General features: G+C 48.5%; 8 protein-coding genes. 5 read left to right on the forward strand and 3 right to left on the reverse strand.

Annotated elements, in window-relative coordinates; all coding sequences use genetic code 11:
- Positions 1-2: 2 nt before the first annotated feature.
- On the reverse strand, positions 3-938 hold the full coding sequence (locus tag ABGI61_RS12620) for a carbohydrate kinase family protein (protein ID WP_347601606.1): 936 nt from the start codon (positions 936-938) through the stop codon (positions 3-5).
- A 104-nt stretch (positions 939-1,042) separates the two neighbouring features.
- Between ABGI61_RS12620 and ABGI61_RS12625 the strand changes: the two genes are divergently transcribed.
- Complete coding sequence (locus ABGI61_RS12625) at positions 1,043-2,062, forward strand: LacI family DNA-binding transcriptional regulator (protein ID WP_347601608.1); 1,020 nt, start codon at positions 1,043-1,045, stop codon at positions 2,060-2,062.
- 17 nt (positions 2,063-2,079) lie between these two features.
- On the opposite strand, the gene gtfA is transcribed toward ABGI61_RS12625, so the two are convergent.
- The gene (gene gtfA / locus ABGI61_RS12630; RefSeq protein WP_347601609.1) at positions 2,080-3,567 is read right to left on the reverse strand and encodes a sucrose phosphorylase; all 1,488 of its coding nucleotides are present in this window, start codon (positions 3,565-3,567) and stop codon (positions 2,080-2,082) included.
- A gap of 177 nt (positions 3,568-3,744) precedes the next feature.
- On the opposite strand from gtfA, the gene ABGI61_RS12635 reads away from it, so the two are divergent.
- The gene (locus ABGI61_RS12635; protein WP_347601611.1) at positions 3,745-4,998 is read left to right on the forward strand and encodes an MFS transporter; all 1,254 of its coding nucleotides are present in this window, start codon (positions 3,745-3,747) and stop codon (positions 4,996-4,998) included.
- Positions 4,999-5,125: 127 nt separating this feature from the next.
- Entirely contained in the window at positions 5,126-7,570 is a 2,445-nt protein-coding gene (locus ABGI61_RS12640; RefSeq protein ID WP_347601613.1) for a TonB-dependent receptor domain-containing protein, read from the forward strand.
- Between the two features lie 50 nt (positions 7,571-7,620).
- On the opposite strand, the gene ABGI61_RS12645 is transcribed toward ABGI61_RS12640, so the two are convergent.
- Positions 7,621-9,087 (reverse strand): protein adenylyltransferase SelO, encoded by a 1,467-nt coding sequence (locus tag ABGI61_RS12645; protein WP_347601615.1) that lies wholly within the window; start codon positions 9,085-9,087, stop codon positions 7,621-7,623.
- A 236-nt stretch (positions 9,088-9,323) separates the two neighbouring features.
- Between ABGI61_RS12645 and ABGI61_RS12650 the strand changes: the two genes are divergently transcribed.
- Positions 9,324-10,424 carry a sugar ABC transporter substrate-binding protein gene (locus tag ABGI61_RS12650; protein ID WP_347601617.1) on the forward strand — a complete coding sequence of 367 codons (1,101 nt, stop codon included), beginning with the start codon at positions 9,324-9,326 and terminating at the stop codon, positions 10,422-10,424.
- Positions 10,421-12,337 (forward strand): ATP-binding protein, encoded by a 1,917-nt coding sequence (locus ABGI61_RS12655; protein WP_347601619.1) that lies wholly within the window; start codon positions 10,421-10,423, stop codon positions 12,335-12,337. The genes ABGI61_RS12650 and ABGI61_RS12655 overlap by 4 nt, the downstream gene beginning before the upstream one ends.
- Positions 12,338-12,512 lie beyond the last annotated feature (175 nt).

Below are 12,512 nucleotides of genomic sequence, written 5' to 3' on the forward strand. Positions count from 1 at the left end.
TCTTAACTCAGTTTTGCCAAAGCGAAGTCGAGTTCATCACGTGTCGGCGGGTTACAGCCTTTAGTTGCGATATTCAAGCTTGCCGCCAGCATACCCCGTTTAAGGCAATAGGTTAACGTTTCAGATGAGACACCTGTAGCCGCAGGTAAACCCAGTTTAATTATCGATACCAGTAAGTTAGCCCAGAAGGTATCACCGGCACCGACAGTATCGACAAAAGGCGTTGCAGTAATAACAGGCAGACAAATTTGATGCTGTTGCCAAAACAGGGTGGCACCTTTATCGCCTTCAGTTAACGCCAACATAGCATCAGGTGCGCTGCGCCGCACCAAAGCGACAGATTCGAGCAGGTCTTCACTTTCACATAGTAGCGCGAGATCCTCATCACTGGCTTTTATATAATCGCTTTGCTTAATTATTTGCTGTACAAAATCGCGATAAGCCTCGACATTAGTTACAGCATTTAGTCTTACGTTGATATCCAGCGCAATACGTATACCTCTGGCTTTTGCCGCACCGACCACCTGAGCAATACGTGGTGCGTCTTCACTTTCTAATGCCAGCGAACCCAAATGCAATACTTTGCAATCGGTTGGCAAGGCGGCAATTTGTGTTTCGGCACTGATATCTCTATCAGCTATACCGGTGCGATATAAACTGTATTGCGGTTGTAACTGCGCATCCATCGATACCATCGCCAGCGAACTGGGACAGGAGCTAAAGTACTGTAAACCGTAGCTAGCGCCATTTTGTTTAAGATAAGCTGCAAACTGCTGGCCAAACGCATCTTGTGATAATGGTGATATATAGCTTACGTTAAGTTGCTGCCTTGCTGCGGCGATAGCAACGTTAAACGGCGAGCCGCCCAGGCAGGGGCGATACAAGCCATTGTGCTCTGGCAGCATATCAACAACGTTTTCTCCAATAACCGCAAGCATAGTAGTTTCCTGTCGCAATGAGCTGTGTAAAGATAGCATTTGGCAATAGCGTTAAAATCATATAACTTAATCAATTAAGAAGAAAGCCTGAAGTGACTGGAACGATGAGTAAATTAACGCTGAAAAGTGTTGCTAAAACCCTTGGCGTGTCAACTGCGACGATTTCCAATGCGTTTAACCGGCCGGATCAGCTGTCGGTTGCGCTGCGGGAAAAGATACTTAGTGCCTGTGCTGAATTGGGATATTTTGGTCCGAATAAAGCGGCGCAATCGTTACGTACCGGCAGCTCTGGCATTGTTGCGGTTATTTTGTCTGACTCGCTGGAATATATGGTCAGCGACCCGGTGGCCAGTCAGTTTTTGCAAGGTGTCACCCGCGAGTTAGAGCGGCATAAACTGCATTTGTTATTGTTCTCCGGCAGTAGTGCCAACCTGGATGCGATCAGCGATTTTGTTGATGGCTTTATCTGCTACGGTGCACCGCGAAATCTGGCATTGATAAAACAGCTGGCACAAAGCCCGAAACGCGTGTTAACGGTCGACTTCGATCTTCCTGGTCGCCCATCAGTAAACATAGATAACGAGCAGGCGGCTTATCAAAGCGCAAAAGCGGTTATCAATAAAGATGATACGGTGGCAGTACTGGGGTTAAGGCTGATTGACGCCACTGATACCCGACCGGTATTAGATGCACCGCTGTGGGATAATCAAAGCTCTATTGCCCACCGTCGGTTAGATGGCTACCTGCGTGCTATGGGCGAGTGTGATCTCAGGTTGCGACCTGATTATCTATGGCATATTCCTGAGAGCAATCAGCAATTCGCGCAGTACGCTGCCAGGTCGGTGTTAGCACTTAACCCCAGGCCAACAGTGCTGCTGTGTATGAGTGATTTAATTGCACTTAGTGCGATGCGCGAAGCGCTTCAACTGGGCATTGCCATTCCAGAGCAACTTAAGGTGGTTGGTTTTGATGGCATTGACGAGACATTACGTTATCACCCGACATTAAGCAGCGTATGGCAGTTTAGTGATGTCAAAGGCGAGGCTGCGGTTAGGGCGTTTTTATCTGCGGATAACAGCCCCCAGCTATTGCCGTATCAGCTCAAGCTGGGGGAGAGCAGTTAAAATAGCTGCTGAAAGGCTTACGCCAGCAGGCTATTAAGCAGTATATGCTCAGGCGCAGCACCTTCATTTTGCCAGCTTAAGGTTGCGGTCAGGTTACTAAGTGCCAGCGTTAAACTGGCCGTGTGGCCCCGATGTTGCCAGCTTAGTTGATAACTGCCATCTGTCAGCGATTGGCTAAAGCTGCCATTGAACGCCTGCATAGAACGGCGTAGCTTAATCAGATTAAGCAAGGCTTTTACTACAGGCTTTTGTAAAGCGACATTAATGGTATCTTGGTTGAAATAGGGGCGGTTAATGTCTCGCCCGACGCCGGTACGTTGTAATAACGTCACATCATTCTCTGCCGCCAATAAGCCACCGTAGTAAATCTGACTGATCCCCGGGCAAAATAGTTGTATTGCCCGCGCCAGTAGATAATGGCTGTCGTCTTGGCCCAATGCATCGTAAAAACTGCAGTTTACCTGATATAAGTCAACGTTGTTGGCGGCATTGCCGGTGGCAAGTTTGGAACTACCTTTGCTGTTCTGATGAATTTTTTCCACCAAAGCATCTAGTTCTGGATCGGTTAACAGCCCGGGCTCGCCATTATGATCGGCGGCATCAACAATACCTATGCCGTCATGGGTATCCAATACGGTGATACAATTGCGCGGCGCTATATCGAGCCAGGTTTTCAGGGCCTGCGCATTACGGCTAAAGAGGGTATGCAGTACCAGAGGTGGCAGGGCAAAGTCGTATACCATGTCACAGCGTTTGGCGATTTCAATTTGTGTTTTGTGGTAACCATGGATCTCAACTAAGCACGTCATGCCGCGGGCTCTGGCTTGCTCAGATAACTGGGCGATGAAGTCAAAGGTTTCAGGTAGCATAAAGCAATTGGTGCCAGCTTTTTTAATGGCATAACCCGCCGCATCCAACCGGATATATTTCACACCATGATCGGTAAAGCGTTGCAATATCGCCTGCAAATAGGCTTCGCCCGGTTCAGATTTAACATCGATATCAATCTGGTTCGCCGTAAAGGTGGTCCAAAATGGCACAATTTGGCCGTTTGCTAATGTAATATCGGTAAAACATGGCGTAGGGCGAGGCCGGTAAATCGCGCTTATATCTGTAGTATCTGGCTTGGCACCAAACACTTTATCGCGTGTTAAAAACAGCGGCCAGTATGCGGAAGAAGCGCCATGTTGCAGCACGTCGAGAAATTGTGGTGATTGCGCCGACATATGGTTAACAATCATGTCAGCCATGATCGGATAGTCTTTTGCTAACGCTTCGATATCCAGCCAGCTACCTAAACGAATATCCACTGCAGTATGGTCGTTGGGGTCGAATCCGGCATCTTCACCGTCTATCGGCGGGTAAAAGGGTAATAAATGCACGCCGTCGAACAACTCAGCAAGCTGGCCGTTCATTAGTCTGTGTAAATCTGTTATTTTTCCACCACTTAGCCTGTCAACATAAGTGATTAACTGGATCTGATTGGTGTTTATTGCATTGGTCATTGCCGGCATCCTGAAAAAAATATTTGCATCTTAAACGATTAAGATATAGCTTTAAGCCAACGCACAACTTTGTCAAGCCCCGGCACAATAATAACAGGGCAAATTTTCAAAGCGGTGTCACAACGTGTGTTAACCAGCCGGTGCGCTTACACCGGTTAGCCACAAACGGGGAACAAAATGCTTACTACCAAAAGTAGTGTTTCGGCTGTCGGGGCAGTTGAAACGAACGATTCGGCAGTACGGTTACAGCGTCAGGTACGCTGGATGACCTACTTGATGTTTTTTGTCTTCGCTATGACGACCGATGCCGTAGGCGTGATTATTCCGCAGGTGATGGAACAGTATCAGCTTACGATGTTTCAGGCTAGCGCCTTTCATTACGTGCCTATGGTCGCGATTGGCTTTGCCGGATTGTTACTTGGGCGCCTGGCGGATAAGTTAGGCCGCAAGACGCTAATTATTACCGGCCTGAGTCTTTATGCCGCTGCCTGTTATAGTTTTATTGCCGGCGATAGTGCGATGTTTTTTATCCTGCTGATGGGTATTTGCGGCCTGGCGATAGGGATGTTTAAAACGGCCGCGTTGGCGCTTATAGGCGATATTAGCGCGGATAGCGTTAGCCATACCCGCACCATGAACAAAGTAGAGGGGTTCTTTGCCCTCGGCGCGATTGCAGGCCCGGCCCTTGTCACGTTAATGATTGCTGCTTCAATACATTGGAAACAACTGTATTTAGTGGCAGGGCTGCTGTGTACCGTATTAGTGATTATGGCGGCACGATTGCCTTATCCACCCTACAAAGCATCCGTCACACAGATCACACTTGGTCAGTCACTTGGGTTACTCAAAGATCGTTATGCGCTTGGTTTTTCGCTGGCGATAGCGCTATACGTTGCCTGTGAAGTGGCAATATTCGTCTGGTTGCCGACCTTACTGGCAGGCTATGACGGTAGTTTTGGCTTTGTTGCCATGCATGCTATTACAATATTTTTTATTCTGCGTGCAGCAGGCAGGTTTTTGGCCGGAATCATTTTACAGCGTTTTTGCTGGAGCAGCGTAATGGTGTTGTTTACCGCTGCAATTTTCTTCTGCTTTTTATTCAGTATGCTTGGCGGAAAAGACACTGCATTGTGGTTAATGCCGCTGTCTGGGCTGTTTATGTCGATGATTTATCCAACGTTAAATTCCAAAGGCATAAGCTGCTTCCCCCGTCAGCAACATGGCGCGGTAGCAGGGCTAATCCTTGCTTTTACCGCGCTTTCTGCGGCGTTGGCGCCGGCCCTGATGGCGATAATTGGCGATATGGCAGCTAATGTCAGTGCCGGATTTTATCTGGCAACCGGATTTTCAGCGCTGCTAGCGGCGGCCATGCTTTATAACTGGCTGGCACAGCCAGCAAAGCAACGCTTAGCACAGCAACATACCGATTAAATTTGTATAAGTGATAAGTCGTTAAGTTTTAACTGTAATTTATCGCCTTAAGACTTAAACGATTAAGTTTGTAATTAAATTAGCTATCCAACAAAAGAGATAGCAAAATCAACACGGGAGCTAGACGATGAAACAACATAATAAACCGGCGTATCTGGCATTAGCGGTTAGCCTGGCGCTAAACAGTGCCTATGCACAAGAACAAGCAGCAGACGCAAATGCTATGCAAAACAATGCAAGTGCTGAAGCACAGTCAGAGGCTGCTGAAAACAGCTCTGGTTTAGGCTTTGAGCGTATCGTAGTCACAGGTGCGGTATCACGTAATCAAACCGTGATGCAATCCAGTGTGTCTGTCAGCAGCTTAACGCCAGCCGATATTGAAATTGCTACGCCACGCAGCACCGCTGAGATTTTCCGTATGTTACCAGGGGTGCGCAGTGAGTCGACCGGTGGTGAAGGTAATGCCAATATCGCGGTACGCGGTTTACCGGTTGCATCAGGCGGGGCAAAGTTTTTAGCCTTACAAGAAGATGGCTTACCTGTGCTGCAATTTGGCGACATCGCCTTTGGTAATGCCGATATCTTTTTGCGTGCTGATGCGACCTTATCGCGCTTAGACGTGATCCGTGGTGGCTCTGCCAGCACCGCGGCCAGTAACTCACCTGGCGGTATTATTAATTTTGTCAGTAAAACCGGTGAAGCGGGTGGTGGTAGCCTTGCCTTTACCTCAGGTTTAAATTACGACAGTTTTCGCACCGATTTCGAATATGGTGGTGACTTAAATAGCGATACCCGTTTTCACGTTGGCGGTTTTGTGCGCCAAGGCGAGGGTGTGCGTGATCCAGGTTACCAGGGTGAGACCGGCTATCAGTTAAAAGCTAACCTGACCCGTGAATTTAACAGCGGCTATGTCCGTTTGTACGTAAAGCACTTAAATGATAAAGCCGCCAGCTATATGCCAATGCCAATGCTGGCAGACGGCAGCTCGGTGGAGGGCTTTGATGCCCAGCGTGATACGTTGCAGTCAGCCTATTTAACCCAGACCGTACGGCTAAATGGTGATAATCAGATATCACGTGGTGATGTGCGTGATGGCATGAACCCTGAAGTCAATAGCGTTGGCGTTGAAGCGGTATTTGATTTAGCAGAAGGCTGGACACTGGAAAACCGTTTTCGCATCAGTGATGTCAGCGGTAATTTTAATACCCTGTTTCCGGCAGAAGTTGGCAGCACGCAGCAAATTGCTGACAGTATTGCCGGCAGTGGTGCCACTGTGAGTTACGCAGTGGGGCCTAACGCAGGGAGTGCTTATAACGGTGCTAATGCCATACGCATTCACACCTTTGATGTTGAGATCAATGATTTTGGCTCCATCGTCAATGATCTGAAGTTATCCCGCCGTTTTGGCGACGTCGATGTTAATGTCGGTTACTACGTTGCTGATCAGAACATCAGTATGTCCTGGTTATGGAACAGTTACTTTATGGCGTTAAAAGGCGATAACGCTGAACTGTTAAACGTTAACGCGCAGGATGGTACAGCGTTTTCTGAGCAGGGATTATTAGCCTACGGTGTCCCTTTCTGGGGCAACTGCTGCCAGCGCAACTATGACACCAGCTACAGCATTAAAGCACCTTATGCCGGCGTAAGCTGGGCCTATGACAAGTTATCGCTTGATGCCAGCATTCGCCGTGACATAGGTTCAGCAGACGGCACTTACGCCGGTGCAGCACAAGCATCGCGCGATATGAACAACGATGGCCTTATCGGTCAGGTAGAACAAAGTGTTTCCGGCATCGATATCGCCAATCCAAGCCTGGTTAATTACAGCTGGGGCTACAACTCATATTCTGTCGGTGCAAATTACCAGTTTGATAAGGACTGGGCGGTATTTGCCCGCATTAGTAAAGGCGGCCGCGCTAATGCCGATCGCTTGCTGTTTGGTAAAGTTAACGCCGATGGTAGCGTGGCAAAACAAGATGCGGTAGATGAAGTCACACAATACGAATTTGGTAGCAAAAGCCGTCATGGCAACTTAAACCTGTTCGCTACGGCATTTTTCGCCGAAACAGAAGAGCAGAACTTTGAAGCAACCAGCCAGCGTTTCTTTGATCGCGTATACAAAGCGCAAGGTGTTGAACTGGAAAGCAGCTATCGTTTGGGCGATCTGGAATTGCGTGGTTCTGTGACGTTAACCGACGCTGAGATCAGTAAAGATGCGTTAAGCCCAGAGCTGGAAGGTAATACACCTCGCCGTCAGGCCGATATGTTGTACAGTGTAATGGCACGTTACTATCTGGATAAGGCGCAGCTGGGCTTAAGTGTTATTGGTACCAGTGATGCTTATGCGCAGGATAATAACGATCTGAAATTCAGCGGTTATGCTCAGGTGAATGCGTTTGCAAGTTACGAGTTAGCCGAGAATTTACAGTTATCTTTCAACATCAACAACCTGTTCGATGAGGTTGGCTTAACGGAAGCAGAAGAGGGCTCGGTGCCAGCAAATGGCATCATCCGCGCCCGAACCATCAACGGCCGCACCGCGTCAGTGGGCTTGCGTTATCAGTTCTGATTAAATTTAACATCAGATAAAGAAAACCCCGCATAAGCGGGGTTTTTGCTTTATGTGCCACAAAAAGTGTTGCTGATACACTGCTCCGCTGTGGGGGGCAGTGCCAGATCAGCGTTGGAATCATGCACGGTAAACGGGGTTTTCAGTGCGTTGTGCAAGCGATGAAACAAGGTTAAGTCACCCTCGTTTGTTGCAAGTTCAATTGCGCGGGCTATCTGATGGTTACGCGGAATAAGCGCGGGGTTCACGCCATCCATCAAAGACTGAATATCGCCTGTGGTTAGATGTTGTTCAGCCAAACGAGCATGCCAACGTGCTGCCCACTGCAGCCAGGCGGCTTTGTCGCTAAATAAAGATGCCGCGCCTTGATGAGTGTCAGCAACGGACTGGCTTAATAAACGAAACGCCAGCGTAAAGTCGGCACTGTTTTTTACCATTAAGTTTAGGTAATCGCGGATCAACGGCTCGTCGGCTGCAGTTGCGTCACTGATACCAAGCTTTTTGCCTATAAGCGCACGAAATTCAGTTTCATTTATAAGGTTAAACTGTTGCAGCGCCGCTGTTGCCAACTCAACGCTTTGCTCGGTGTTATCGCTTATCAGCGGCAGCAGGCTTTCGGCAAAGCGCGCCAAATTCCAGCTGGCCATTTTCGGCTGATTACCCCAGGCATAACGGCCATTACGGTCGATAAAACTGTAAACTTGCGCCGGATTAAAACTATCCATAAAGGCGCATGGGCCGTAATCAATGGTCTCACCAGCGACACTCATATTGTCGGTGTTCATTACGCCGTGAATAAATCCAATACTCATCCATTTAGCAATCAATTTCGCCTGAGCAGCAACCACGGCTTGTAACAACGCCAGATAAGGCGAATCTGAGACGGCGCAAGCAGGATAGTGGCGTGCAATAACGTAATCAGCAAAGGTTTTTAGCTGCTCTTTTCCTGCGTTAGCCGCTAAGTATTGGAAACTACCGATGCGAATATGGCTTTTGGCAATCCGGGTAATTACTGCGCCAGGCTCTGCCGTTTCGCGCTGCACCCAATCACCGGTTAATACGGCAGCAAGGGCGCGTGTCGTCGGCACGCCGAGTGCATGCATGGCTTCACTCACCAGATACTCTCTCAGCACCGGGCCAAGCGGCGCCCGGCCATCACCACGACGGGAAAAGGGGGTTTGACCGGCACCTTTAAGCTGCAGATCAAATAGCTGACCGTTTATGTCTTGAAGCTCGGCTAACAGCAAAGCCCGACCATCGCCTAATTGCGGTACAAAATGGCCAAATTGATGGCCGGCATAGGCATGTGCCAACGGCTTAGTCCAGTCGGGCAAGTTATTGCCGCTGAATAATCCAACACCTGCATCGGTACCCCAGAATGCCTCTGGCAGACGCAGTTGTGCAGCAAGCTCAGGGTTAAACGCCAGCCACTGTGGTGCCGTTACGGCGGTTGGCTGACAAGGCAGCGAAAAAGGTGAGCCCAAAGCAGCAAGCGTATGGTGTACAGCAAATGGCATATCAGCATATTCCGTGTGTTATTCGGCTTCAGTGTACCCACAGAGACGGTTTGCTACCAGAGCAGCTTGTTATGATACGGCAACTGATGACGTAATTAGTTGATTACACTATAGTGTAATCAACACTTTGCTGTTTTAGCTTTTAGCCGGAGCTGTCTTTGCGCGCTTTTTTATTTTGTTGCATCTTACTAATATCAGCTGGAGCGACTGCGGCCACTCAGCTGAATGTCTGGCACATGTTAAAAGAAATGGACAACGATTTTAGCCTGTTGGCAACGCAATTTTCCGCACAGCACGCTGAGATCGACGTTTCAGTGCAGCTGCTGCCGAATGAAGAGCTAAAGGCTGCGGTTATACGTGCTAAAGATCAAGCCGTTGCTCCTGACATCATTATTATCTCATCAGATAATCTGGGTTATGCACCGCTGATGCACTTATCTGAAGTGCCGACAGCGTTGCAGGACGCCCAATTGGCTGAACCAACCTTACACGCTTTGCAATTTAGGCAAAAAACCTATGCCATCCCTTTATTTGCAGGTAATCACTTATTGTTTTTATACAACAAACAGTGGGTTAAACAGCCGGTAACGCAATGGCAGCAGTTGTTTGAGGCGCACAGTCATTTGGCGGCAAAGGGCGTCAGTACGCTGGCGCTAAATTATCTGGAGCCATATTGGTTCGCGTTGTTTGCCGATTTATTCGGCGCCAGTTTAGTGCAAGATGACCAAGTTGCACTGAACAATGGTTCAATGGCTAAGGCACTGGAGTTTTATCAACAACTGGTGACTTCCGGAGTGGCGCAGGCTGACTGCGGTTATCAATGTGTTTCCGAGGCGTTTTATCAGGGGCAGTATGCTTATGCTATCAACGGGACCTGGGCGCTGGCAGACGCTAAAGCCCGTTTGGGTGACAAACTTGGCGTAGCCATTTTTCCAACCTGGCAAGACCAAAGCATAAAGCCGCATGCATCCTACATAGTGATGATATTTCCGCACAAGGCGCTAGAGGGGCCTAAGGCCGGGCAAATAAAGGAGTTTGTTAAGTATTTTAGTCTGCCAGAAAACCTGCAGCGTCTTGCCGCTAAACATTATCTTATACCTTACTATCAGCTGACGGATGAGGTGGCGCTCGCGGCAGATCCACTGTATCAACAAGTTTTAGCACAACATCAACTGAGCCAGTTAATGCCGGCGACTGAGGCAATGGTGTCGGTATGGAATGCCATGCAAAAGGGTTTGTTGCTGCACAAGGCGGGGACCTTAACGGCAACCGAGGCCGCTGCTTTTATGCAAAAGGTGGCATTGCGTGATCAGCAGCTACTGGCGACCGGCAAATGAGTAAAGCGCGGTTCTCTTTTAAACAGTTGTTGATTACCCAGTTTGTGCTCGGCGCTATGATCCCTACCTTGTTACTGAGCAGTTTACTGATCGCGGCTTTTCGCGATATTCAAACTGAGGAGCAAATTGAAAAGCAAGCAGCGCAAACGCAAAGTGCCGTCTTGCAACTGGAATTTGAGTTAGAAAAACTCTCATTACAATTACAACAATTGGCAAAAGACTCTAATGTGGCATTGGCGGCCAGTTCCGGCGTGTTTGCACCGGATGCACGCAATAATATGCTTAGTGTGGCCCAGCAACATCCGCTAGCCAGTGGGCTTTTACTGTTGGATAGCAAATATTGGGTCGCTGAGGCAATACCTATCAGTGCCATGGTGCTGCCTATTTCGCCGCTGCAGCCGGAGTTGACAAAGTTATACCAGGCCGATTATACCGCCGTGAATACGACCGTTTTACTCGAGGCTGACCAGTTCAGCGAACTGTTACTACCTGCGCAAAACCGGCCCGGATCCTCACATTGGCTGGTGATGTTTTTGCCATTAAAGTTAGCCGATTCAACCGGTATAGATCCGCGCAGTAAACTCAGTGGCGCCCTGGTAGCGTTAATTTCAGTAGAACAGTTAAACACCAGATTACAGCAATATTTACCCGATGCCCGGCTATTGAATATCTATTGGCAGCAGCAAGCCCTATTGTCTGATGTTGCGCCGTTGGATGACAGTGTGGTTACCCGTACCTCGTTAACCATACCTGCCACTGATGTCAGCCTTAACGTAGTTGTTGCATCCAGCCGGCAACAGGCACTGCAACCCATAACGGAGCTGACGTATCGTTTTGTCCAGATCACCTTATTGTTTCTGGTTATCCTGCTTGTTACCGGTTGGCTTTTTGTGCGCCGTGAAATACGCCCCTTGGCACAGCTGAGTGATCTTGTTGCCGGTTACGCTAAAGGCGAGTTAACACAGCCGGTGCAACATTTTCCGTATACAGAATTTGACAGTATCGCATCAGTGCTACAAAACATGGCACAAACACTCAGCGAACATCAACATTCGCTTGAAGCCAAAGTGACGCAGCGTACGGCAGAGTTACAACGTGCTGTGGCTGATCTTCATCAAACAAATACAACCCTTATCAAAACACAGCAACAGCTGATAGAAGCGGAAAAATCGTCGCAAATTGGCATTTTAGTCGCGGGAGTAGCGCGCGAGATTACTGCACCGGTGAGCAGCAGTATGCAGGCAGTAAGCGCGCTGGACATTCAGCATACACAGATTATTGCTGCAGTAAGACAAAGTACGCTAAAGCGCTCTGAGTTAGAGCAATACCTGCGTTTTACTGCCGATACCATTGAGCAACTCGGTCTGCAGTTAAAACGCGCCCAAGAGTTGCTACAAAGCTTTAACGCTATGGCGGTTGACCAATCCCGTGAGCAAAAGCGTAATTTTAACTTGTATGATTATCTGCATGATATGGTGCTTAACTTACGTTACGAGCTCGGCCAATATCAGGTTAAAACCGACATCATTGGCGATAAGGTGATGGTTGTCCAAAGCTATCCGGGGAGTTTTAGCCGCATCCTGACCAATTTAATCCTTAACTCGCTTGAGCATGGTTTTAACCGGCAGCAAAAGCATCATATCAGTATCAGTTACCAGGTTCTGGAAAATGGCCTGTTGGAACTTCGTTATCAGGACGACGGCGCGGGTATGACAGCCGAGGTAATGCAGCGCATGTACGAGCCATTTTTTACCACAGCGCAGCAAGAAGGGGGCAGTGGTTTGGGGTTAAGTATTGTGCATAGCCTGGTAACGCAACAGTTAAAAGGCACGATAAATTGCAATAGTACACCCGGTAACGGTTGTACTTTTATTCTCACCTTGCCAGTTAGAGTGGTGATTAAACCGCGATAGGTGAGTGCAATCTTTCAGGCATAAGTGTGAAGAGCGAACCGACGACCTTCGGGTTGTTGAAGTTTAGGCACAAAAAAACCGACGTATAAGTCGGCCTTTAAGTTGGTTGCGGGAGCCGGATTTGAACCGACGACCTTCGGGTTATGAGCCCGACGAGCTACCAGGCTGCTCCATC

This window comes from Rheinheimera fenheensis (assembly GCF_039871805.1).
Lineage (GTDB): Bacteria > Pseudomonadota > Gammaproteobacteria > Enterobacterales > Alteromonadaceae > Alishewanella > Alishewanella fenheensis.